Origin of the sequence: Nocardia tenerifensis NBRC 101015 (assembly GCF_000308715.1) — a bacterium.
GTDB classification, from domain to species: domain Bacteria; phylum Actinomycetota; class Actinomycetes; order Mycobacteriales; family Mycobacteriaceae; genus Nocardia; species Nocardia tenerifensis.
Window position 1 is genome coordinate 1 of record NZ_BAGH01000061.1, and the last position, 22444, is coordinate 22444.

At 69.8% G+C, this 22444-nt stretch carries 24 protein-coding genes; 19 read left to right on the forward strand and 5 right to left on the reverse strand.

Annotated elements, in window-relative coordinates:
- The 10 genes from ON39_RS49995 to truA form a co-directional block, all read left to right on the forward strand.
- Positions 1–193 (forward strand): hypothetical protein (locus tag ON39_RS49995; protein WP_040731632.1); only part of this gene is annotated, 193 nt, incomplete at its 5' end.
- A 916-nt stretch (positions 194–1109) separates the two neighbouring features.
- Positions 1110–1463, forward strand: coding sequence for a hypothetical protein (locus tag ON39_RS05245; RefSeq protein WP_040731635.1), 354 nt, complete (start codon positions 1110–1112; stop codon positions 1461–1463).
- Between the two features lie 1155 nt (positions 1464–2618).
- On the forward strand, positions 2619–2840 hold the full coding sequence (gene infA, locus ON39_RS05250) for a translation initiation factor IF-1 (protein WP_003418601.1): 222 nt from the start codon (positions 2619–2621) through the stop codon (positions 2838–2840).
- A gap of 363 nt (positions 2841–3203) precedes the next feature.
- The gene (rpmJ, locus tag ON39_RS05255; protein ID WP_011207363.1) at positions 3204–3317 is read left to right on the forward strand and encodes a 50S ribosomal protein L36; all 114 of its coding nucleotides are present in this window, start codon (positions 3204–3206) and stop codon (positions 3315–3317) included.
- 252 nt (positions 3318–3569) lie between these two features.
- Entirely contained in the window at positions 3570–3944 is a 375-nt protein-coding gene (gene rpsM, locus ON39_RS05260) for a 30S ribosomal protein S13 (RefSeq protein ID WP_014981767.1), read from the forward strand.
- A gap of 10 nt (positions 3945–3954) precedes the next feature.
- Positions 3955–4368 (forward strand): 30S ribosomal protein S11, encoded by a 414-nt coding sequence (gene rpsK, locus ON39_RS05265; RefSeq protein ID WP_040731638.1) that lies wholly within the window; start codon positions 3955–3957, stop codon positions 4366–4368.
- 22 nt (positions 4369–4390) lie between these two features.
- Positions 4391–4996, forward strand: a complete 606-nt coding sequence (rpsD, locus tag ON39_RS05270; protein WP_040731641.1) for a 30S ribosomal protein S4 — start codon at positions 4391–4393, stop codon at positions 4994–4996.
- Positions 4997–5128: 132 nt separating this feature from the next.
- A complete protein-coding gene (locus ON39_RS05275) occupies positions 5129–6187 on the forward strand; it encodes a DNA-directed RNA polymerase subunit alpha (protein WP_014981770.1) in 1059 nt (352 codons plus the stop codon).
- A 126-nt stretch (positions 6188–6313) separates the two neighbouring features.
- Positions 6314–6841: a 50S ribosomal protein L17 gene (gene rplQ / locus ON39_RS05280; RefSeq protein WP_040731644.1), complete on the forward strand. Its 528-nt coding sequence runs from the start codon at positions 6314–6316 to the stop codon at positions 6839–6841.
- Between the two features lie 292 nt (positions 6842–7133).
- Complete coding sequence (gene truA, locus ON39_RS05285; RefSeq protein ID WP_040731697.1) at positions 7134–7961, forward strand: tRNA pseudouridine(38-40) synthase TruA; 828 nt, start codon at positions 7134–7136, stop codon at positions 7959–7961.
- 34 nt (positions 7962–7995) lie between these two features.
- On the opposite strand, the gene ON39_RS05290 is transcribed toward truA, so the two are convergent.
- A complete protein-coding gene (locus ON39_RS05290) occupies positions 7996–8442 on the reverse strand; it encodes an Hsp20/alpha crystallin family protein (RefSeq protein WP_040731700.1) in 447 nt (148 codons plus the stop codon).
- Between the two features lie 170 nt (positions 8443–8612).
- On the opposite strand from ON39_RS05290, the gene ON39_RS05295 reads away from it, so the two are divergent.
- The 5 genes from ON39_RS05295 to ON39_RS05315 all read left to right on the forward strand — a co-directional run bounded on the left by ON39_RS05295 (position 8613) and on the right by ON39_RS05315 (position 14184).
- Positions 8613–9443 (forward strand): LLM class F420-dependent oxidoreductase, encoded by an 831-nt coding sequence (locus ON39_RS05295; RefSeq protein WP_040731647.1) that lies wholly within the window; start codon positions 8613–8615, stop codon positions 9441–9443.
- Positions 9444–9664: 221 nt separating this feature from the next.
- Positions 9665–11062 (forward strand): MFS transporter, encoded by a 1398-nt coding sequence (locus ON39_RS05300; RefSeq protein WP_040731650.1) that lies wholly within the window; start codon positions 9665–9667, stop codon positions 11060–11062.
- Positions 11063–11112: 50 nt separating this feature from the next.
- Positions 11113–11772, forward strand: coding sequence for a response regulator transcription factor (locus ON39_RS05305; RefSeq protein WP_040731703.1), 660 nt, complete (start codon positions 11113–11115; stop codon positions 11770–11772).
- Between the two features lie 13 nt (positions 11773–11785).
- Positions 11786–13210 carry a sensor histidine kinase gene (locus ON39_RS05310; protein WP_040731652.1) on the forward strand — a complete coding sequence of 475 codons (1425 nt, stop codon included), beginning with the start codon at positions 11786–11788 and terminating at the stop codon, positions 13208–13210.
- Between the two features lie 11 nt (positions 13211–13221).
- Positions 13222–14184 carry a TAXI family TRAP transporter solute-binding subunit gene (locus ON39_RS05315; protein ID WP_373283663.1) on the forward strand — a complete coding sequence of 321 codons (963 nt, stop codon included), beginning with the start codon at positions 13222–13224 and terminating at the stop codon, positions 14182–14184.
- An 8-nt stretch (positions 14185–14192) separates the two neighbouring features.
- On the opposite strand, the gene ON39_RS05320 is transcribed toward ON39_RS05315, so the two are convergent.
- Positions 14193–14531, reverse strand: coding sequence for a metal-sensitive transcriptional regulator (locus tag ON39_RS05320; RefSeq protein ID WP_040731654.1), 339 nt, complete (start codon positions 14529–14531; stop codon positions 14193–14195).
- A gap of 212 nt (positions 14532–14743) precedes the next feature.
- On the opposite strand from ON39_RS05320, the gene ON39_RS05325 reads away from it, so the two are divergent.
- Complete coding sequence (locus ON39_RS05325; RefSeq protein WP_040731656.1) at positions 14744–15553, forward strand: S-methyl-5'-thioadenosine phosphorylase; 810 nt, start codon at positions 14744–14746, stop codon at positions 15551–15553.
- Positions 15554–15586: 33 nt separating this feature from the next.
- Positions 15587–16603, forward strand: a complete 1017-nt coding sequence (locus tag ON39_RS05330; protein WP_040731658.1) for an NAD-dependent epimerase/dehydratase family protein — start codon at positions 15587–15589, stop codon at positions 16601–16603.
- 4 nt (positions 16604–16607) lie between these two features.
- Here the strand turns inward: ON39_RS05330 and ON39_RS05335 are convergent, their stop codons facing one another.
- Positions 16608–17597 (reverse strand): GAF domain-containing protein, encoded by a 990-nt coding sequence (locus tag ON39_RS05335; protein ID WP_040731707.1) that lies wholly within the window; start codon positions 17595–17597, stop codon positions 16608–16610.
- 97 nt (positions 17598–17694) lie between these two features.
- Positions 17695–18525 (reverse strand): NAD(P)H-binding protein, encoded by an 831-nt coding sequence (locus tag ON39_RS05340; protein ID WP_040731661.1) that lies wholly within the window; start codon positions 18523–18525, stop codon positions 17695–17697.
- A 44-nt stretch (positions 18526–18569) separates the two neighbouring features.
- Here ON39_RS05340 and ON39_RS05345 point away from each other — a divergent pair, with 44 nt between their 5' ends.
- Positions 18570–19130, forward strand: coding sequence for an NADPH-dependent FMN reductase (locus ON39_RS05345; protein WP_040731664.1), 561 nt, complete (start codon positions 18570–18572; stop codon positions 19128–19130).
- Here the strand turns inward: ON39_RS05345 and eccE are convergent.
- On the reverse strand, positions 19127–20779 hold the full coding sequence (gene eccE, locus ON39_RS05350; RefSeq protein ID WP_040731666.1) for a type VII secretion protein EccE: 1653 nt from the start codon (positions 20777–20779) through the stop codon (positions 19127–19129). The genes ON39_RS05345 and eccE overlap by 4 nt on opposite strands.
- A gap of 112 nt (positions 20780–20891) precedes the next feature.
- Here eccE and eccB point away from each other — a divergent pair, with 112 nt between their 5' ends.
- On the forward strand, positions 20892–22379 hold the full coding sequence (gene eccB / locus ON39_RS05355; RefSeq protein WP_051186320.1) for a type VII secretion protein EccB: 1488 nt from the start codon (positions 20892–20894) through the stop codon (positions 22377–22379).
- Positions 22380–22444: the final 65 nt, after the last annotated feature.

Consider the following 22444-nt stretch of genomic DNA (forward strand, 5'->3'; position numbering starts at 1 on the left):
AGCCGCCCGGCGCCCGCATCGGTGTATTCGGCTGCGGCGCAGGCGCTTCCCCGCCGGGAGCGCGCATCCCCGGTTGTTCGCTACCGGGCTGTCCGGACTGTTCGCCGCCGGGAGCCCGCAGTGCCGACTGATCAGGGACACCGAGCCCCGATTGACCGGCGGGAGCGCGCAGTCCCGGCTGCTCGCCGCCTGAAGCCTGTCCGCCCACCAATGGCGGTGTGGGGCCGGTGATCTCGCCATGCGATGCCGCCGGCTGGTTGCGCCATGGCTCGCCGGGTGCCAGCGGCGCGGGCTGTTCGGCGCCCGGTGCCTGTCCGCCCCCCAGAGATGGGATGTGACCGGCGATCTCGCCTTGCGACGCGGCCGCTGGCTGGTTGCGCCACGGCTGGCCGGGTGCCAGCGGGCCGGGCTGTTCGGTGCCCGGTACCTGCCCGCCAGTGAACGGTGGTGCGGCAGAAGGAGTTTCGTCCGCCCAGACGGGTGCCGCAGCGTTGCGCCACGGGGCGCTCGGCGGCTGCGGGGCGGGCGGTTCGCTGACCGGGGCTTGGCCGCCGGTCGCCGGTGGGACATAACCCGCTGGTCCAGGTGCGGACGGGGCGGGTAGCTGCGCCGGATCGCGCTCGTCGACGGCTCCCGGATTCCCTTGAATCTCGGAGGGCAGACGGTGGCGGCCACTGCTCGTCGTGCGTGTCGGCCCGGTGGTCGACGAGGGCATCCAACCGGGTGCCTGCCGACCGGAATCGCCCTGTGGCTGACCGGATTCAGGGTGCGCGGCCCCACCTTGCCCGGGCTGGCCCGTATGCCAGCCGGGCGGTTGCGGCCCCGCCGTGCCGTTCGGGCCTTGCTCGGCGATCGGGCCCTGCGGGTGGTCGGGTGCTACCGGTCCGTACTGCGCGGCCGGGCTGACGGGCTCGGAACCCGGAAGCTGGTCAGGCGCGCCGATGGGTGCCGTCGTGCCCGGCGCATGATCCGGCCCGGTCGCCGGAGTTGTTGCCGCACTCGGCCTCTCGGCAGGCACGTCACCGGAGACATAGCCCTGACCGGCCCGATCCGCAGGCGTCGTGGCACCGGGGTATTGCGCGGCTTCGTGTGGTTCCCGAGCCGGGGCGATGCGCTCAGGTTCGCGCTGCGCGGGACCCTCGTCCCCGCGCGACGGAGCGACCGGCGCGTCGAGCCGTGCCTGGTCCGCGGACGGCGTCACCGACGGGTCGCCGAGCGGATTGCCCTGGGACGGTGGCGGATCGGGCAACGGCGGGCGGCGGGGCGCCTGCGCAGAAGCCGCGCTCGGCTGCTCGGACCGCGGCCCGGCGAGCCACGGCGGCGGCCCGGTGGTCTCCGGCGGCGCGGGACGCTCGGCCGGCGCCTGCGGCACATACGGCGGCGCGTCCGGGATGGCCGTCGACGCCTGCGGCGGCGACTCCGGCAGGGGAGGCGGGGGCGGCAGATCGGGGCGGATCGACTGACGGACGGCGGGGTCGTTCGCAGGGGGAGCTTCAGGCGCGGCGCGGCTACCCAGCGGCTGGAAGGCCGGGGGCGGCGGGCCCGGGTTCCGTGTGGGCAACCCCTGCGCCGGTGCCTCGGTACGTGACGCGGGCGCTTCGACCCGCTGTGTCGGTGCCTCGTTGCGCTGCGACGGTGCTTCACTGCGCTGCGGCGGCCCGGCCTGCCACGCGTCGTCCGGACGCGGCTGGACATAGGGATCCAGCCCCGGCTGACGCCACGGATCCTCACGCGGAGCATCGGGCTGCGAAACCTCCGGCCCGCGCGGACTCGCTTCGGGACCACGCCCCTGCGGCGTCGGCTGCTGTTCCTCGGTGGCCCGCTGATCCCCCTTATCGCGACGCCATACCTTGCGACCCTTAGGACGTCTGCGGCTCGGACCCTCCTCGATCACGTCGTCGGCGGGAAGATTCTGCACCGGCGCTTCGTAACCGACCTGCGTGACATCGCTCTCGGACAGCCACGGCGGCAGCATAGGGAGCCCATCGGTATTACGACTCACGACTCCACCTCGCTAACGCTCGGCTCCGCCGTGCGCCGTGGCACGCTGAATCTTTGGTTCGCTCGCTGGCGCTCGCTCACGACTCCACCTCGCTAACGCTCGGCTCCGCCGTGCGCCGCGGCACGCTGAAACTTCGGTTCGCACGGCTCACCCCGCTAGCGCTCGGCTCCGTCGCGCGCCACCGCACGCTGAGTCCTCGGTTCGCTCGCTGGCGCTCGCTCACGACTCCACCTCGCTAGCGGTCGTTAGCGTCGTGGCCAGGGGCGCGGCGTAGGAGGTTCGTTCGCTGCGCTCACTCACTGGTCCCCCTACCACCTGCTCGACCTCTACTTACCTGGACAGCGGTCAGTTTACGCGACGGACGCATACGACAGCGGGGCAGGAGGCCAGGGCCTCGCGGAGCCCGATTCCCCGCTCTGAACGGGGCGAAAAGAGTACCGGCGGCGGGTGTGGACATGAGCCTTTTTGCCGGAACCGTACGGTACCGGTAAGCTGGAGCGGCGGTGCACCTATGCGCCGACTGTTTGTGTGTGATCGGTCAGGTCGACCGACGGGTCCATGTAAGCAGAAACAAGCCAAACAAACCAGGTTGAGCGTAACCGGGATCGCGGAGGACATGGCGAAGAAAGACGGGGCCATCGAGGTCGAGGGTCGAGTTGTCGAGCCGCTGCCCAATGCGATGTTCCGGATCGAGCTCGAGAACGGGCACAAGGTTCTCGCGCACATCAGCGGGAAGATGCGGCAGCACTACATTCGTATCCTTCCCGAGGACCGCGTGGTCGTCGAGCTGTCTCCCTACGACCTGTCCCGCGGCCGGATCGTCTACCGCTACAAGTAATTCGACATGGGCGAGTTCTGCTCGCGGAGTGCGCTCGCCGAGGGTCGAATTACTTGGTGTTCTGTGGGGTGCAACCCCCACGCCCCGCCCGGCGGGGCTTCGCCCCCCGGACCCCCCAGTTGGGTGCCGTGCCCGGCGGGGTGGGGATCTTGCTCTAAGGGTCGAGGTTCGGCGGTGGACAGGGCGTTCGCCCTGGACCGGCTGGAGCCCCCGCCCACCAGGGCGAACGGTTGCTCCGATAGAGTGGGGTCGCCCGTTTGGGCGGCGGTCGTCCGGTAGGGCGGCGTAATGGACTTCCCCGGCCGGTTGGTCGGGGAAAAACTGTGTTCACAGCTTTGTGGACCACAACAAGATTGGACGGACGTGAAGGTTCAGCCGAGCGTCAAGAAGATCTGCGAGAAGTGCAAGGTGATTCGCCGTCACGGGCGGGTCATGGTGATCTGCGACAACCTGCGCCACAAGCAGCGTCAGGGCTGATCCGAAGCGGGGGGCGACTCCCGCGCGTGCCCTCGGCTGACGAGGGCCGGATCCACCGCAGCACCAAGCCGGGCACCGATCACTGATCGGCTTGGCCAACTAAAAGAAGAACTCCCAGCTCCAGCCGCACGCTGCGGAAATCCGGGTTCGCCCGGGGGCGTGCGGCCAACCACCGGTACGGAGGCCGGTGCCCCACCAAGACGAGGGGACGGACAGGGAGCAGACCTCCGCAAAGTCGAAGGAACCTGCCACATGGCACGTCTCATGGGCGTCGATCTCCCGCGTGAAAAGCGCATGGAGATCGCGCTGACCTACATCTACGGCATCGGCCGTACCCGCTCCAAGGAGATCCTCGCGGCCACGGGCGTCAGCCCGGACCTGCGCAGCAAGGACCTCAGCGACGATCAGGTGACGCAGCTGCGTGACTACATCGAGAGCTCGCCCGAGCTCAAGGTCGAGGGTGACCTGCGCCGCGAGGTGCAGGCCGACATCCGTCGCAAGATCGAGATCGGCTGCTACCAGGGCCTGCGCCACCGTCGTGGCCTGCCCGTGCGTGGTCAGCGCACCAAGACCAACGCGCGCACCCGCAAGGGCCCGAAGCGCACCGTCGCCGGCAAGAAGAAGTAGGGGATAACCGATGCCTCCGAAGTCCAGGGCCTCCGGCCCCAAGAAGACCCAGAAGTCGCGTCGCCGGGAAAAGAAGAACGTCCCGCACGGACACGCGCACATCAAGAGCACGTTCAACAACACGATCGTGTCGATCACCGACCCGGCCGGAAACGTCATCTCGTGGGCGTCCTCGGGCCACGTCGGCTTCAAGGGCTCGCGCAAGTCGACCCCGTTCGCCGCGCAGCTCGCCGCCGAGAACGCTGCCCGCAAGGCGCAGGAGAACGGCGTCAAGAAGGTCGACGTCTTCGTGAAGGGCCCGGGTTCGGGCCGCGAGACCGCGATCCGTTCGCTGCAGGCCGCCGGCCTGGAGGTCGGCACGATCTCCGATGTCACGCCCCAGCCGCACAACGGTTGCCGTCCGCCCAAGCGTCGTCGCGTCTAGCGGGAAAGGAAAGAGATAACTCATGGCTCGTTATACAGGCCCCATCACCCGCAAGTCGCGTCGTCTGCGCGTCGACCTCGTCGGCGGCGACCAGGCGTTCGAGCGTCGCCCCTACCCGCCCGGCCAGCACGGCCGCGCGCGGATCAAGGAGAGCGAGTACCTGCTCCAGCTGCAGGAGAAGCAGAAGGCTCGCTTCTCCTACGGCGTCATGGAGAAGCAGTTCCGCCGGTACTACGAAGAGGCCAACCGCCTCAAGGGCAAGACCGGTGACAACCTGCTTCGCCTGCTCGAGTGCCGCCTGGACAACGTCGTGTACCGCGCCGGTCTGGCCCGTACCCGTCGCCAGGCCCGTCAGCTCGTCAGCCACGGCCACTTCCTGGTGAACAACCGGAGCGTCAACGTTCCGAGCTTCCAGGTGACCCAGTACGACATCATCGATGTCAAGGAGAAGTCGCTGGGCACGCTGCCGTTCCAGGTGGCCCGTGAGACCGTCGGCGACCGGCCGGTTCCCGGCTGGCTGCAGGTCATCCCCGGCCGTCTCCGGATTCTGGTGCACCAGCTGCCCGAGCGCGCCCAGATCGACGTGCCGCTGTCGGAACAGCTGATCGTCGAGTACTACTCGAAGTAATCGGTGCGAGTGCCGTCCCGGGTGACCGGGGCGGCGTCCGCGCAGGGCGTGATCTGCCGAAGCCGGGAGCTCACGCACAACCCCTAAAACGAGGCGTCAAATAGCGGGCGCCCAAACAGGAGGATGATCCTAATGCTGATTTCACAGCGTCCGACACTGACCGAAGAGGTCGTCGCCGAGAACCGCTCGAAGTTCACCATCGAACCGCTCGAGCCGGGCTTCGGTTACACCCTGGGCAACTCGCTTCGGCGTACCCTGCTGTCCTCCATCCCGGGGGCCGCGGTCACGAGCATTCGTATCGACGGCGTGCTGCACGAGTTCACCACCGTCCCGGGCGTGAAGGAAGATGTCACCGACATCATCCTGAACCTCAAGGGCCTGGTCGTGTCCTCGGAGGAGGACGAGCCGGTCACGATGTACGTGCGCAAGCAGGGCCCCGGCACCGTCACCGCCGGTGACATCGTGCCGCCGACCGGTGTCGTCGTGCACAACCCGGACATGCACATCGCCACCCTGAACGACAAGGGCAAGCTGGAGATCGAGCTCGTGGTCGAGCGCGGTCGCGGCTACGTCCCCGCCGTGCAGAACAAGGCGTCCGGTGCGGAAATCGGCCGGATCCCGGTGGATTCGATCTACTCGCCGGTGCTCAAGGTGACCTACAAGGTCGAGGCCACCCGTGTCGAGCAGCGCACCGACTTCGACCGTCTGATCCTGGACGTGGAGACCAAGAACTCCATCAGCGCCCGGGACGCGCTCGCCTCGGCGGGCAAGACCCTGGTCGAGCTCTTCGGCCTGGCCCGTGAGCTCAACGTCGAAGCCGAAGGCATCGAGATCGGCCCCTCGCCGGCCGAGGCGGACCACATCGCCTCGTTCGGCCTGCCGATCGAGGACCTGGACCTCACCGTCCGGTCCTACAACTGCCTCAAGCGCGAGGGTGTGCACACCGTGGGCGAGCTCGTCGCCCGCACCGAGTCGGACCTGCTGGACATCCGCAACTTCGGCCAGAAGTCCATCGACGAGGTCAAGGTCAAGCTGCACGCGCTCGGCCTCTCGCTCAAGGACAGCCCGGCGTCGTTCGATCCTTCGTCCGTGGTGGGTTACGACGCGAGCACCGGAACGTGGAGCGACAGCGGCACGTTCAGTGACACCGACGGCGGCGAGCAGGACTACGCCGAGACCGAACAGCTTTAGGCAGCTGGGGGTTAGCACCCCCGCTCGGCCTTAGACCGCGGCGTGAGCGACGCGCCCGGAGGCGGTAGCGAAGCGTAACCACGCAGGGCGCCGGGAGCGCCGCAATTAGACACAGGAGAACAAACAATGCCCAAGCCCAAGAAGGGTGCTCGCTTCGGCGGGTCGGCGTCGCACCAGAAGGCGATCTTCGCCAATCTGGCCACGGCGCTCTTCGAGCACGGTCGAATCTCGACCACCGAGGCCAAGGCCAAGGCGCTGCGCCCCTACGCCGAGAAGCTTGTCACCAAGGCGAAGGCCGGCACCCTGGCCGACCGCCGCGAGGTGCTCAAGGTGATCCGCAACAAGGACGTCGTGCACGAGCTCTTCGCCACGATCGGCCCCTCGTTCGAGGGGCGCGAGGGCGGCTACACGCGCATCACCAAGACGCTGCCGCGCAAGGGTGACAACGCGCCGATGGCCATCATCGAGCTGGTCCGTGAGAAGACCGTGAGCAACGAGGCCGACCGTGCCCGCCGGGTCGCCGCGTCCAAGAAGACCGAGGAGGCCCCGGCCGCCGAGGTCACCGAGGAGACCGCCGACGCGCCCGCCGCCGAGACCGCCGAGGTCGAGGCTCCGGCCGCCGACGAGGCCGCTGAGGACAAGAAGGACGCCTGACGCTGCCGCGTCGAAGTTCTCGAACGAGCCCGCCGCCCGCCTATGCGGGTCGGCGGGTTCGTTCGTTGATCAGGAGATCCAAGTGAGCGCGGAGAACTCGTTGCCGACTGCCCCGTCGTCGGATCCGGCTGAGCTGAGGTCCGATCCGATTGGGCCGAGTCCGGATTCGGCTGAGCTGAGGCCCGATTCGACTGGGCCGAGGCCCGATTCGGCTGGGCTGAGGTCGGATTTGGCCGAGCCGCAACCGGGTTCGGCCGAGCCGCGATCGGATTCGCTCCCGACCGATGCGGCCGTGCCGCCGACGGCACGCTACCGGCTCGACATCAGTTACGACGGAACAGATTTCACCGGCTGGGCCCGGCAGCCCGGACTGCGCACGGTGCAGGGCGTGCTGGAGGAGTCGCTGAGCAAGGTGCTGCGGGAGCCGGTGCAGCTGACCGTCGCGGGCCGCACCGACGCCGGCGTGCACGCCGAAGGTCAAGTCGCGCACTTCGATACGTCCGCGGCGATCGTCCCGGACAAGCTGGTGCACCGGATGGCCCGTTTCCTCCCGAAAGACGTGCGCATCAAGGATGTTCGGGTGGCTCCGCCCGAGTTCGACGCTCGTTTCTCGGCGATTCGCCGTCACTACGTCTACCGGCTCACCACGGCCGTCTACGGCGCCGAGCCGCTGCGGGCACGCGGCGTCGTGGCCTGCCGCCACGACGTGGACCTGGCGGCTATGCGCGCGGCGTCGCGAAAGCTGTTGGGCCTGCACGACTTCGCCGCCTTCTGCCGCCGCCGCGAGGGCGCGACCACGGTTCGCGAACTCCAGCGCTTCGACTGGACGCACGAGGGCGACTCGCTCACCGCCTATGTCAGCGCGGACGCGTTCTGCTGGTCCATGGTGCGCAGCCTGGTCGGCGCCGTGCTCGCGGTGGGGGAGGGCAGGCGCACGCCGGACTGGGTCGGCGGCCTGCTGAACGAGACCGAGCGGGCCAGCTCGGTCACCGTCGCACCCGCCCACGGTCTGAGCCTCGTCGCGGTCGACTACCCCCCGGACGCGGACCTCGCGGCGCGTAATGCGCAGACCAGGGAGGTGCGGACCGTGCCGTCCGGCGAGAGTTGCTGCGGGGGATGAACTTTCGGCCCCCGCGGGGCGGGGGCCTGCTGGTTCAGTTGGACGATCCGGCTTCGATCGTCTTCTGGTCGGATGATCCGCTGGCGATCTGGATGCGGCGTGGCTTGGCCCGTTCGGCGATCGGGATCGTCACCGAGAGCACGCCGTTGTTGTAGGTGGCGCTGATCTTGTCGGCGTCCACGTTGTCTCCGAGGCTGATCTGGCGCATGAAGGTGCCTGCGAAACGCTCGGAGGCGATCCATTGGACGCCTTCCTCGCTGGGCGTGCTGCGCTGCGCGCGCAGGGTGAGGGTGCCGTTGTCGACGTTCACGTCCACCGACCCGGGATCGACGCCGGGGAGGTCGGCGTTGAGGACGTAGTGGTCACCCGCCTTGAACAGATCCATCGGCATGAAGCGGGGTGTGCGGGCGGACCCGGTGGTCTCGCCGAGCAGCTGACGCGCGAGGGTGTCCATGTCATGGAATGGATCGAACCTCAGCACAGCAATCACCTCCATTTCACTAGTGGCGACGCCTGCCACCGCGGTAGGCGCCGGTAGCTGTGCAACCACTAATTTAGCACTCTCGCCCAGAGAGTGCTAACACTTCGGCGCGGAATTTTCCTACCGCGCGGCGTCGGAATAGCCAGTGCCACACGGTGGTTCCGCAAGGCATGACAATCGACGACCTCGGACGCTTCGGTGTGTGGCGGGCATACAACCAGTTCAGCCCGGAAGACGCGCGCGAGCTGGAGAAATCCGGCTACGGGACGCTGTGGCTCGGGGCGTCGCCGCCCGGCGATCTCTCGACCGTCGAGCCGCTGCTGGCGGCGACGGAGACGATCAACGTCGCGACCAGCATCGTGAACATCTGGGCGGTGCCGGCCAAGGACGCCGCCGAGTCGTTCCACCGGATCGAGGCGCGGTTCCCCGGGCGCTTCCTGCTGGGCATCGGCGCGGGCCACCCCGAGCACACCGGTGAATACCGCAAGCCCTATGACGCGCTCATCGAGTACCTGGACGAGCTGGACGCCCTCGGCGTTCCGGTGCGGAGCCGTGCCGTGGCCGCTCTCGGACCGCGCGTGCTGAAGCTGGCCGCCGAACGCTCCGCGGGGCCGCTGCCCTACTTCGTGCCATCGGCGCACACCGCGCAGGCCCGCTCCCTCTTGGGGCCGGACGCGTACATCGCGACCGAGCACAAGGCCGTGCTGACCGACGATGTGCGGCAGGCACATTCGCTCGCGGACGGCATCGTCGGCTTCTATCTCGGCCTGACCAACTACGCCTCGAACCTGACCAGGCTCGGCTTCACCGACGAGGAGCTCGCCGACCCCGACGGGCGCGTCTTCGACGCCGTCATCGCGCACGGCACCCCGGAACAGGTAGCCGCTCAGCTCACCGCCCACCTGGACGCCGGCGGCAACCATGTCGCGGTACAGGTCCTGAACGAGGACTACGTGCCCGCCCTCCAGACGCTGGCTCCGCTGCTGCACAGCCACGGCTGAGCCGCGACATCTGCACCCCGTACGGGTCCACGGACTCGTACGGGGTGAAAACTGCTGTGAGAGGCTCGGATTCGCCGGAGAGGGCTGCTGATGGCTGTCAACAGCTCATCTCGATCGCCCTAAGGGACTGTTAGGAACCCGCCCGAGTTATTCCAAACGGCTGTGACAGCAGACACACTCGATCTCGGCTGACGCGCTGATGCGTCGAAGAAGGAGATCTTGTGACTACGACACAGCCCGTGAGCGAGCGACGGGTCGTCGCGAACGTGCTTCGCGGATCCATCGGCAACCTCGTCGAGTGGTACGACTGGTACGTCTACGCCGCTTTCAGCATTTACTTCGCGAAAACGTTCTTCCCCTCGGGGGATCCGACGGCGCAACTGCTGTCCACGGCCGCGGTGTTCGCGGTCGGCTTCCTCATGCGCCCGCTCGGCGGCCTGCTGCTCGGCCAGTACGCCGACAAGTTCGGCCGCCGCTCCGCGCTCACCCTGTCGGTGACCGTCATGGCCGGTGGCTCGTTGCTGATCGCGCTGACCCCCGGCTACCAGACCATCGGCATCGCCGCGCCGATCCTGCTGCTGCTCGCCAGGCTGCTGCAGGGCCTCTCGGTCGGCGGCGAGTACGCGACCAGCGCGACCTACCTCTCCGAGGTCGCCTCGCCGGGCAAGCGCGGGTTCTACTCGAGCTTCCAGTACGTGACGCTGGTCGCCGGCCAGCTGATCGCGCTCGGTGTGCAGATCATCCTGCAGCAGTTCCTGGACAAGGCCCAGATGTACGACTGGGGCTGGCGCATCCCGTTCGTCATCGGCGCGGCCGCCGCGCTCATCGTGATGTGGCTGCGGCGCAGCATGGACGAGTCCGAGCAGTTCGAGACCGTCGCGGCCGAGACCACCGACGGCGCGGGCGCGGCGACGAGCGACGAGCCGAAGCGCGGCTCGCTGCGGATGCTGCTGCAGTACCCGCGCGAATGCCTGCTCGTGGTCGGCCTGACGCTCGGCGGTACCGTGGCGTTCTACACGTTCACGACCTACATGCAGAAGTACATGAAGCTGACCGTCGGCATCTCCGAGGACACCGTCGCCTGGATCAACTTCATCGCCCTGCTGGCCTTCGTCGTGCTGCAACCGGTGGCCGGTGCGCTGTCGGACCGGATCGGACGGCGCAAGCTGCTCATCTTCTTCGGCGTCGCGGGCACGCTGCTCACCGTGCCGATCATGACGGTCCTCGGGCACGCCAAGAACCCGATCGCGGCGTGGGCGCTGATGATGGGCGCGCTGGTGATCGTCACCGGCTACACCTCGATCAACGCCATCGTGAAGGCGGAGCTGTTCCCGACCAAGATCCGTGCGCTCGGCGTCGGCCTGCCCTACGCCCTGACCGTCGCCATCTTCGGCGGCACCGCGGAGACGATCGCCCTGTCGCTGAAGAAAGCGGGCCACGAGTCGGTGTTCTTCTGGTACGTCGCGGGATGCATCGCCATCTCGCTGTGCACCTATCTGTTCATGCGCGAGACCTCGTCCTCGTCGACCATCGACGACGACCGAGCCACCGCCCCCGACGCCGGAACTGGGACCGGCGCCGCGGCGGACGCGCCGGAACGTCGGCTCACCACTGCGTGACCGACGGCCCGGCACCCGCGCCGATCCCCCCGACATGGGAGGATCGGCGCGTGCGGCTTGCGGTGGTCGAGGATGACGACGGCGTCGGCGACGCGCTGGTAGACGCGCTGAACGCCAGGGGATACCGGGCGGAGCGCAAACGGCGCGGCGCGGATCTGCTGATGTCGCATCGCGGGTACGACGCGGTCATTCTCGACCTCGGCCTGCCCGACGCGGACGGGCTGCAGATCCTGCGGCAGCTGCGTGAGGTGAGCCAGGTGCCGGTGCTCATCCTGACCGCGCGCAGCGACGAGCGGTCGATCGTGCGCGGGCTGCGCGGCGGCGCGGACGACTATCTGGTGAAGCCGCCGCGCATCGCGGAGTTGCTGGCCCGGCTGGAGACCGTCACCCGGCGCGCGGCCGCCGCGGCCCAGCCCGCGCGGGACGTGGTGGTCACCGGTGACGTGCGGGTGGACCTGCAGGCGCGGCTGGTGGAGGTGGGCGGCGCGCCGATCACGTTGACGCAGAAGGAGTTCGAGCTGGTGCAGGCGCTGGTGGAGCGGCCGGGCGCCGCGGTGAGCCGCCAGCAGCTGATGGATCGGATCTGGGGCGACGCGTTCGTCGCGGTCTCGCGGTCGCTGGACGTGCACATGACGGGGTTGCGCGCGAAGCTGAACCGGCCGGGCCTGATCACCACGATCCGCGGCTACGGGTATCGGTGGGGGCAATGACCGGGGACAGGCCGTGCGCCGCCGCCTACTCATCGCGCTGACCGTGTTCGCCGCGATCGCGGTGCTCGCGTTCGCCGTCCCGCTGTCGCTGACGGTGGCGACGAGCCGGACCCAGCAGCTGATGCTGGCCCGCTCCGGCGACGCCGACCGGTTCGCCACCCTCGCGGCGGCCGCGGCGGGCGCGGGCGACAGTCGCGCGCTCTCGGACGAGGTCGTCCGCTATCACGAGCTGTACGGGGAGAACGTGCTCGTGGTCGACGCCAAGGGCACGACGACCGCCAACGGCGGCGCCAATATCGACGAGCCGGACATCGCCACCGCGGTGGCGGCGGCCCGGCGCAATCAGCGCCCGCGGGCGGTGGGTCAGCTGACGCCGTGGGGCGCGCCGACCATGCTCATCGCGCGTCCGGTGGGGACCGGCGTGCAGGTGAGCGGCGCGGTGGTCATCGAGGCGTCGACCGCGCGGGCGCGCGCCGACATCGCGCGGACCTGGGCGCTGATCGCGCTCGGCGGCGCGTTCGCCATGACCCTGTTCACGCTGCTGGCGCTGACGTTGAGCCGCTGGGTGCTGCGCCCGCTCGCCGCGCTCTCGCACGCGGTCGCAGACCTCACGGCGACCCTGCCCAAGCCGCGGGCCGAGACGGTCGCCGCCGAGCGCCCCGCGTCGATCGCCACCCACCACGGCGGTCCGCCCGAAATGCGGGCGCTCGCCGAGTCTTTCGACGCCATGGCGCTCGCCGTCGCCGACTCGGTGGACGCGCAGCGGCAGCTGGTCGCCGACACCGCGCATGCCATGCGGAACCCCCTGGCCGCCTTGACGATCCGGCTCGACTCGCTGGAGCACGCGATACCGGGCAACGCGGCGAAGGCCTTTCGCGGCGCCAGCGCGGAGGTGGAGCGGCTGACCTCGTTGCTCGACGGCCTGCTCGCGCTCGCCGCCGCCGAGACCCCCGCCGCCTTCGACGCGGCCGGGCTCGCCGACGACCACTGCGACGCGGTGCAGGTCGTCGCGGACCGCTTCGACGCGTGGACCTCGGCGTATGCCGCCGCGGGGCAGGAACTGCGCGTCAACCCGTCCGCCGACCACGCCGACGTCGCGGTCTCGGCCGACGTGCTCGCGCAGATTCTCGATGTGCCGCTGAGCAATTCGTGCCGCTACGCGGGGCCGGGCAGCCGGACCGAGCTCGTCGTCGCCGCCGAACCCGGCTGGGTCACGCTCACCGTCCACGACGACGGCGCCGGGGTCGGTGCCGACGAGATCGACCGGCTCACCACCCGTTTCTTCCGCGGTTCGACGGCCGTCAGCGGCGGGTCCGGTCTCGGTCTGCCCATCGCGGCCGCGCTCGCGCAGGCGCGCGGTGGCACCCTCACGGTCGCGCCGGTGCACCCGAACGGACTCGCCGTGCACATCCGATTGCCCGCCGCGAGTCGCCCGTGAAGCGTCGAGACATGGTGCAGCATCAGGCATTCGGAGCAAAGACCGACGGTCGCGATGGCGTGGTGATGGGTCGGCGAGGATTCCTCGCGCTGACCGGCGTCGCGGCCGCGGCCCTCGCCGGGTGCGGCCCGAGCGGCGGCGGGCCCCTCGTGCGGCTGGCCTCGGGTGAGGTCGGCGGGTTTTACTACGCGTTCGCGGGTCTGCTGGCCGCCGCCGCGGCCCGCTCGGGCAACGTGCGGATCGAGCGGGTGACCACCTCCGGATCGCAGGAGAACCTGACCATGCTGGCGAACGGACAGGTGGATGCCGCTCTGGCCCTGTCGGATTCGGTCGGCGACAACGTCGACCGGGTGCTGGCGCTCGGCCGGGTCTACGAGAACTACCTGCAACTGGTGGTGCGGTCGGACAGCACGATCCGCAGCGTCGCCGAATTGCGCGGCACCCGCGTGAATCTGGGCGCGGACGGCTCGGGCGCGGCATTGACCGGCGCCCGGATTCTGCGGGTCGCCGGGCTGAAACCCGAAGCGGACGTGCGGGTCTCGCATCGCCCACTGCGCGAGGCGATGGCTGAGTTGACCGCGGGGGAGGCGGACGCGCTGCTCTGGGCGGGCGGTGTCCCGACGAGCGTGCTCGAGATCCCCAAACGGATGCGGCTGGTGGACATGGGGGAGCTGGCCGTGCCGATGCGCGAGCGGTTCGGCCCCGCGTACGACCGGGTGGAGATCCCCGCCGACGCCTACCCCGGCGGCGCCGCCGTGCACACCATCGGCGTGGCGAACTTCCTGCTCGCCGCCGCGGCCATGCCCGAGGATGTGGCCGCGTCGATCGTCGAACTACTGGTGTATCAAGCCGATTCGCTGGTGCCCACGGAGGCGGCGGGCACCCAATTCCTGGACGGCCGCTCGCTCATCGGCACCGCGCCCGTCCCGCTGCACCCGGGCGCGGCCGAGGTCTACCGCGCCTGGCACGGATAGCGTACCGCTCAGGAGCGAACCAGCCGGGCGATGGCGTCGGTGGCCTCTTTGATCTTGGCCTCGGCCTCCGGACCGCCGGCTACCGCGGCGTCGACCACGCAGTGGCTGATGTGGTCCTCGAGCAGGCCCATCGCCACCGCCTGCAGCGCCTTGGTCATCGCGGAGACCTGGGTGAGGATGTCGATGCAGTACTTCTCCTCCTCCACCATGCGCTGCAACCCGCGGGCCTGTCCCTCGATGCGACGCAGCCGCTTGAGGTAGTCGTCCTTCGCGGTGATGTAGCCGTGCGTGGCGTGATCGTGTGCGGCATGATCGTGCGCGGGGTGGTCCTGGGGGGTGGATGTCACCGTGTCTCCTCGCTGGCTGCCGGTCGGCGGGCGGACCGGATTCAATACCCCCCTAGGGTACAGTTTTCCGGCGGGGTTGTCAGGTCCGAGCCTGGTCGGCCGGGTCACACGGGCAATCGATGCCCCGCGCGCCCATAACCCCTGCGCCGACGGACGCCCGTCAGGGGCATACCCGTCGCGCGGCGGGCGCGACGAGACGAGAGAATCGGGGCATGAGTTCGCATGCCAAGCCAGCGCTCGCCGTCATCGGCGGTAGCGGCTTCTACGATTTCTTCGACGACGAGGCCACCACCGTCGAGGTAGAAACCCCCTACGGCGCGCCGAGCGCCCCGATCGCGATCGGCGAGGTGCAGGGGCGCCCGGTCGCCTTCGTGCCGCGGCACGGCAAGAGTCACGAATTCGCCCCGCACACCCTGCCGTACCAGGCCAATATGTGGGCGCTGCGCTCGCTCGGCGTGCGAAGGGTGTTCGCGCCGTGCGCGGTAGGCAGCCTGCGCGGGGACTGGGGTCCCGGCACGGTGGCCGTGCCGGATCAACTCGTCGACCGCACTTCCGGTCGCCCGCAGACCTTCTTCGACGGCGGCGGCGTGCACGTCTCGTTCGCCGACCCGTACTGCGACGAATTGCGCACCGCCACCATCAAGTCCGCGGACGACACGCTGCCGATGAAGGGCGCGGGCACCATGGTCGTCGTGCAGGGCCCCCGATTCTCCACCCGGGCCGAGAGCCGCTGGTTCGCCGGGCAGGGCTGGGACCTGGTGAACATGACCGGACACCCCGAGGCCGTGCTCGCCCGGGAACTCGAGATGTGCTATGCCGCAGTCGCTTTGGTGACCGATTTGGACGCGGGTCTCGAAGAGGGCGCCGGCGTGCACGCGGTGGACGTATTCGCCGAGTTCAAGCGCAATCTCGCGCCGTTCAAGGACCTGATCCGCCGCTCGATCGCCGCGGTCGGCGACACCGACACCTGCGATCGGTGCCGCGCTCATACCGGAGTATCGCTGCCGTTCGAGCTACCCTGACCGAGGCGGGGGAGCCGAACAAGGGTGCGGTGCATGAGAGTGCTGATCACCGGCGCGGCCGGTTTCCTCGGAACACACGTGGGCAAGGCCGTGTCGTCCGCAGGGCATGAGCTAGTCGCGGTCGACTCGATGCTCGAGGCCGTGCACGGGCCGGACGCCGAGCCGCCCCCCGGCGTCTCACGGGTCGACGTGCGCGACGCCGACGCGCTGGCCCCGCTGCTTGCGGGCGTCGACGTCGTCTGCCATCTCGCCGCGGTCACCGCGGGGACCGGCCCGGCCGATTTCGCGACGCACAACGATCTCGGCACCGCGGCGCTGCTCGGCGCGATGGAGCGGGCGAAGGTGCGCAGGCTGGTGCTGGCATCGTCGATCACCGTCTACGGCGAGGGTCGCTACCGTAGCGTGCGCGGCGGGCCGTTCTTCCCCGGGCTGCGCAGGCGCGCCGATCTGGACCGGGGCATGTTCGACCACCGCGCCCCGCGCACCGGCGACGTGCTCACCTGGGAGCCGGTGCGCGAGGACGCGCCGCTGCGCCCGCGCGGCAGCTACGGCGCGAGCAAGGTGGCGCAGGAAAACTACGCCTTCGCTTGGGGTTTGCACGTCGGCGGCGCGGTGACCGCGCTGCGGCTGCATCAGGTCTACGGCGACGGCGCGCGCGCCGGCATGGTCGGTCAGGTGCGTGCCGCGCTGGACGAGGGCCGGGCGCCGCACGTCTTCGAAGACGGCGGGCAGGTCCGGGATTTCGTGCATGTGCGTGACGCCGCGGCGGCCATGCTCGCCGCGATCGAGCAGGCGCTGCCGGGCTTCGTTCCGCTGAATATCGCGTCGGGACGGCCGATCACGCTGTGGGAGGTCGCGTCGATCATGGCGCAGGCATGCGGCGGCCCCGCGCCGGTGGTCACCGGGCAGTATCGGATCGGCGATGTGCGCCATTTCGTCGCCGACCCCGAACGGTCCAGGCGGACACTGGGTTTCACTGCGGTGGTGCCGCCGCGACAGGGGCTCGCGGAGTTCGCGGCGGCGCCGGTGCGCGCCGCGGCCGCGGGCTGAGGGTTCAGCGCGGTCGCTCGAGGATATCCAGTTGGACCAGGGCGAATTCGGGTGCGGGCGCGCCGGTGGTCGCGCCGGGTAGCGGCGAGGCCTCCAGGTCGGCGACGAGCCAGTCGCCGGTGTCGGTGGCCAGGCGCACGCCGGTCAGCGTCACCCGCTCGGTGCCGGAACGGATGTCGTTGCGGGCGAGCAGGATCCGTTCCCGATCGGTCGGGTGCGGCACGGTGCGCTCGTCGGTGCCTCGGCCCCAGCGCAAGCCGGGGACCGGCTCGGTGACCCAGCGGATCAGCCGCACCTGGGCGAGGTCGACGATCGCGAGGTAGAGGTTCGGCTGTGCGCCGCGCAGCAGGTCCAGGGTGGCCGCCTCAACCGACTTGCGCTGCGGCGCAACGCTGTCCGTCACGTCGACCGCGAGACCGAGCCAGTGGTAACGGTTCTCGTCGGGATTCCTGGCGGCGAGCAACAGCGTGCGCGGGCCGGTCGATGCGCGCACGGTGGCGATGTCGAGCCACCGGTCGCCCGGCTCGGATCTGGCGAGGGTGGCGACGAGATCGAGTGCGCCGTCGAATCTCTCGATCATCTCGAAGGACTCCGCGCCGATCCACACGACGCGCTCGTGCTCGAAGTGCGGCCCGAAATCGTAAGGCACGACCTCGATCCGCCTCGCGCGCGCGTCGACGGCGAACGCGGCGACGCCGACCGGCGGCGGCGGATCGCCGGTGCCCACCCAGAGGCGCACGGCGTGCACCCGACCGCCGGGGCCGTGCAGCGGCGCGACCACGATGCGCAGGCCCGACCAGTTGTGCCGGGACTGCGGCAGCTGCTGGTCGATGCTCGCGCCGGTGGTGTAGGCGGTGGCGACCAAGGGCTGTAATCGCGGAGATACCGCGCGCTGGAACGACTTCCACTCGCGCGGCGCGGTACCGACCGCCAGCAGCGACCAGGTATCGACGTGTCCGAGCGTCTCGATGAGCAGCCAGCGCCCGAGTATCACCAATCCCCCCTCCCGAGTCGAACACTATGCCACGGTCAGGCTGATAGCCAGTGCATATGGTGCCTGATTCGCCCGGTGCGAGCCGCGCGCGGGTCCGTTATCGGGCGAACGCGGCGGCGTGGGCGCGCGCCCACTGCTCGAAGGTGCGCGGCGCGCGTCCGGTGACCTCCCGCACCGTGGGGTACAGCGTCTCTTCGTCGAGCGTGCCGTCGGCGAAGAAGCTCAGGAAGGCCTCGACGTAGTGCGCGGGCATGGCGGCCGTCAGCTCCGCCCTGGTCTCCTCGGTGCTGAGTCCGTGCGCGACGAGCGGGCGGTCGAGAACCGCGGCCAGCACGGCGATTTGGTCCGCGGGCAGGAGCGCCTGGGGGCCGGTCAGCTCCAGCGTCCGGCCGTCGAGGTCGTCGCCGGTGAGGGCTCGGGCCGCGACCGCGGCGATGTCGGCGGGGTCGATCGCGCCGACCCGGACGTCGGGGAACTGCACCCGCACCACGTCGCCGAGCGCGAGCTGGGGCAGCCAGCGCAGCGCGTTCGACATGAACGACCGGGGCCGCAGCAAGGTCCAGGCCAGCTCGGATTCGCGCACCGCCTGCTCGGACAGGGTCATGTAGCGGGAGACGGCGTTGTCCATGTCCTGCAGCACCGCCGACGCGCTCGACAGCAGCGCGACCCGTTGCACCCCGGCCTTTTTCGCGCGGTCGAGCAGGTCGGCCTGATTGTCGTAGCCCGGCAGCAGGAACAGGGCTGTCACCCCGTCGAGGGCGTCGGTCAGGGTCTCCGGCCGGTTCAGGTCGCCGGTGACCGCCTCGACGCCTGCGGGCAGGACTGCGGCGGGATCGCGGACCAGGGCACGGGCCGGCGTACCCGCCGCGCTCAACGCCGCGACCAGCTCGCCGCCGATGGTGCCGGTGGCACCGGTTACCAGGATCATCTCGTCTCCTCCGAACCGTGTTGCCCGCGCGTTAAGCTCACGCGGTGGATACCCCGTTGCGACTCGAGGTCATCGTGGCCAGCGTGCGTCCGGAGCGGTTCGCCCCGGTGGTTGCCGATTGGTTCCTGCGCACCTTACGCGCGCACGGCGAATTCGACACGGGCGTTATCGATTTGATCGATACCCCGCTCCCCGCCGATCTCACCGAGACCCCCGCCGCCGCCGACTTCCGAGCCAGGCTGGCCGCCGCCGACGCCTTCGCCGTGGTCACCTCCGAGTACAACCACGGATATCCGGCGGCCTTGAAAACCGCCTTCGACACCGCGAAACACGAATGGCGCGCCAAGCCCATAGGTTTCGTCTCCTACGGCGGACTGTCCGGCGGTCTGCGCGCCGTGGAACAGCTCCGTCAGGTCGTCGCCGAGATCCACATGGTCTCGATCCGCGAAACCATCAGCTTCCACCAGGCGAAGAAGCGATTCGACGCGGCGGGGGAGACCCAGGACGGCGCGGCCATCGACGCCGCAGAGCGCATGCTGCGCCAATTGGCTTGGTGGGCAAGGACTCTGCGCGCCGCAAGGGCGACCGACCCGTACCCGGGCTAGCCGGGGGCGCCGACCGGGGCGCCGCGGCGGCCGCGGGGGTGGCCGATGTAGGTGGCCTCGCGGGGGATGGAGACCAGGGTGAGGTCGACCTGGGCGGTACCGGTGCGCAGGATGACGTGGTTGCCGATCGCGCCGGGCTGATGGATGGACAGGTCGGGGCGGGTGGCGGGCCAGCCCATCGGGTCGCCGGTGACGTAGATCGTGGTCACGCCGGCGTGCGGGGCGGGTGCGAGGACGCCGTCCACCACCGTCGCGGTGAAACCCGCGTCGGACTGGTGGGTTTCGACCGCGAGCGTGAGCCGCTCGGGGTTGCCGATGGTGGTGACCAGGTTCTCCCAGGCGTGCGCGCGATCGGTGCGAATGAGGATGCGCTCGCCGACCGCCAGCGCGCGGAACACCAATTGCTGTGCGAGATAAAGCTCTCCGGCGACGTAGACGGTCGAGATGCCCGCGCCGACGATGCGGACCGCGACGCCGTTGCCCTCGTCGTCGGAGCCGATCAGCTGGCCGCAGCCCGACGACGGCAGGTGCAGCGCGTCGATCACATCGATCGGGTACTCGCTCATCGGGACGGTGTCGTCCACGCCCGGCACGGCCAGCGGCAGGTGCGCGAGCAGCCCGTCGCGGTGCCTGCCGTTCATCGACACCATGCCCGCGAGTTTGTTGCGCTCCGGCAGTTCCCGCGCGGTCAGCCGCCAGGCGGCGCCGATGCTCACCGACTCCGCCGAGCTGCCGGGGCGCAGGCGCACCGCCACCGTGGTGCCGCGCGAGGGCGCCACCCACAGCTGCGCGAGCAGGTCCGAGCCGAGCCGCCGCGGGTCGACGGCCATGCCGATGTTCACGCTGTTGCCGATTTCGGCGTAGCGCCAACGATGTTCGAGGGTGCGCGGATCGAAACCGCTGGTGATCTGCAGGACCGCCTTGCGGATCTCCGGCGCGGTGAGGATGCGCGCGTTGCAGTCCGCGTCCTCGAGCGCGCGCATGATGCGCTGGGTCGCGATGGTGACCGCGCGCGAGGCGCCCTCCGCCCCGCCGCCGCGCCGCGCCGCCGCCTCCGGGCAGGCCACCGCGTCGAAGCTGATCGCCAGCCACACGGTCCGGTGCGCGGTGGCGGGCAGCGGACCGAGCAGCGACTCGTAGATCTTGCCCGCGGGCGTGCCCGACCGGCTGCGGTGTCCGTGGCTGACGATATCGATGCCGCTGAGCAGAATGTCGTGCTGGTTCAGGCATTTCGCGAGTTCCGGCAGCGGAAGCAGGTGCGAGGCGTGCACCGTGTTGCGGGCGATCCTGGTCAGCCCGCCGGGCGGGGCCAGCACCTCGACGACCGTGACGACCCGGCTGCCCTCCCAGTACAGCCCCAACGAGCGCCCGTCGGCGCCGCGGAAGTCGACGGTCTGGCCGATCGTGTACTCGCGCTTGGTGAGGTAGCGCCACCAGGTGGCGACCCAGTCCAGCACCGTGCGTTTGGCGATGGGGATCAGCGGAATCAGCGCGACGACGACGCCCACCCCGAGCGCGATCAACGGGCGCAGCCCGACGAACAGCACCGCCATACCCGCGATAAAGCCGATGACCTGCGCAATCAGCAGATTCTGCAGCGAGATTCGGCCAAAGAGCGGCCGTGGTCCCGCCCCGGCAGGTTCCGCCATCGTCGTCCCCCAAGTACCCGGTGTCGGCCGATTTGTCGTGGCCGAGCTGAACAAGAGTCCTCGGGAACTGTACTGTGTTGCGCGAACGTGAGCACTGTTCGGGGGAGGAATAATGCCTTCAAAACCCACCACTAGGTGGCAGGTCAGCGGGTACCGCTTCCTGGTTCGGCGAATGGAGCACGCCCTGGTTCGCCGGGACGTGCGGATGCTGCACGATCCCATGCGCTCGCAGTCGCGGGCCTACGCGGCCGGGCTCGTCCTGGCGGTCGTCGTGCTGGCCGGCTGCGGTGTGCTCGCGCTGCTGCGCCCGCAGGACAAGATCGGCGACAACAAGATCCTGATCGGCAAGGAGTCCGGCGGGGTCTACGTGCAGCTCGACAATGTCGTGTACCCCACCCTGAACCTCGCCTCCGCCCGGCTCGCCGCCGGTGACGCCGTCAAGCCCGCGATCGTCAAGGACTCCGAACTCGGCAGGAAGCCGCGCGGGCAGCTGATCGGCATTCCCGGCGCACCGACCTCGCTGGTTTTCGACAAGTCGGGCAAGGGCCGGCCGTGGACCGTCTGCGATTCGCTGAAGACCGACGGCAGCGACGATCGCACCTCCTCGGTGCTGATCGGCGACCTCGAACTCGGCGACAAAGCGTCGGCAATGGGCAAGGACAGCGCGCTGCTGGTGAAGGGCAAGAGCGCCACCTACCTGGTGTGGAACAACACGCGGGCGCGCGTCGACATGAACGACCCCTCGGTCACCGTTCCGTTGAAGATTCGCGGCGCGACCCCGCGGCCCATCAGCGAGGGGCTGCTGAACGCCATTCCCGAGGTGAACCCGATCGTGCCGCCGAAGATCGACGATCCGGGCGGGACCCCCGCCTACCCGATCAACAATCTGAAGATCGGCACGGTGGTCCAGATCGCCGGCAAGGACGATCAGAACTCGGTGATCCTGCGCGACGGCCTGCAACCGATCAGCCCGCTGACCGCCGCCATCATCCGCAGCTCGCAGCCGAATCCCGACCACGGCACGGCCATCGGCGAGTTCGAGGCGGCCCGCGCGCAGCCGTCGCGGACGTTGAAGGTCGACACCTACCCGGACGTCGCGCCCGCGATCATCCAGACGAGCGCGCGTCCGGTGAGCTGCCTGTCGTGGAAGCCGATCAGCGGTGCGGCCGGCAACTCCGACGTCGCCGTGCGGGCCGAACTCGCCGTCATCGACGCCACCGACCTGCCGATGCCCAAGAGCGCCAAGCTCGTTCCGCTCGCGCAGGCCGACGGCAAGGGCGACAACGTCGACTCGGTGTACTTCAAGCCCGGCTCCGGCGCGTTCATCCAGACCACCGGCATCGAACCCGACAGCCGCCGCAAGGACAGCCTGTTCTACGTGTCCGACACCGGTGTTCGCTACGGCATCAAGAACAACGACTCCGCCAAGGCGCTCGGGATGGACCTCGAGGGCGGGGTGACGCCCGAACCCGCGCCGTACCCGATCGCGGGCCTGCTCGCCGGCGGGCCGACCATGGGGCGCGAGGAAGCGATGGTCGCCCACGACGGCATCGCGCCTGACCCCAGCCCCGCCAAGCAGCCGGTCGCTTCGTCGAAGTAGTCCACCGAGCACGGCGATGGCCGCCCAGTTCGAATCGAGCTGGGCGGCCATCGTTTTCAGCGGGG

Bases quoted from the DNA above. Each gene is read 5' to 3' on its own strand.
- eccE (WP_040731666.1), bottom strand. From the start codon at position 20,779: ATGGCGGAACCTGCCGGGGCGGGACCACGGCCGCTCTTTGGCCGAATC.
- rpsK (WP_040731638.1), top strand. From the start codon at position 3,955: ATGCCTCCGAAGTCCAGGGCCTCCGGCCCCAAGAAGACCCAGAAGTCG.
- rpsM (WP_014981767.1), top strand. From the start codon at position 3,570: ATGGCACGTCTCATGGGCGTCGATCTCCCGCGTGAAAAGCGCATGGAG.
- ON39_RS05245 (WP_040731635.1), top strand. From the start codon at position 1,110: ATGCGCTCAGGTTCGCGCTGCGCGGGACCCTCGTCCCCGCGCGACGGA.
- eccB (WP_051186320.1), top strand. From the start codon at position 20,892: ATGCCTTCAAAACCCACCACTAGGTGGCAGGTCAGCGGGTACCGCTTC.
- infA (WP_003418601.1), top strand. From the start codon at position 2,619: ATGGCGAAGAAAGACGGGGCCATCGAGGTCGAGGGTCGAGTTGTCGAG.
- rpsD (WP_040731641.1), top strand. From the start codon at position 4,391: ATGGCTCGTTATACAGGCCCCATCACCCGCAAGTCGCGTCGTCTGCGC.
- ON39_RS05275 (WP_014981770.1), top strand. From the start codon at position 5,129: ATGCTGATTTCACAGCGTCCGACACTGACCGAAGAGGTCGTCGCCGAG.
- ON39_RS05315 (WP_373283663.1), top strand. From the start codon at position 13,222: ATGGTGCAGCATCAGGCATTCGGAGCAAAGACCGACGGTCGCGATGGC.
- ON39_RS05330 (WP_040731658.1), top strand. From the start codon at position 15,587: ATGAGAGTGCTGATCACCGGCGCGGCCGGTTTCCTCGGAACACACGTG.
- ON39_RS05295 (WP_040731647.1), top strand. From the start codon at position 8,613: ATGACAATCGACGACCTCGGACGCTTCGGTGTGTGGCGGGCATACAAC.
- rplQ (WP_040731644.1), top strand. From the start codon at position 6,314: ATGCCCAAGCCCAAGAAGGGTGCTCGCTTCGGCGGGTCGGCGTCGCAC.
- ON39_RS05340 (WP_040731661.1), bottom strand. From the start codon at position 18,525: ATGATCCTGGTAACCGGTGCCACCGGCACCATCGGCGGCGAGCTGGTC.
- ON39_RS05325 (WP_040731656.1), top strand. From the start codon at position 14,744: ATGAGTTCGCATGCCAAGCCAGCGCTCGCCGTCATCGGCGGTAGCGGC.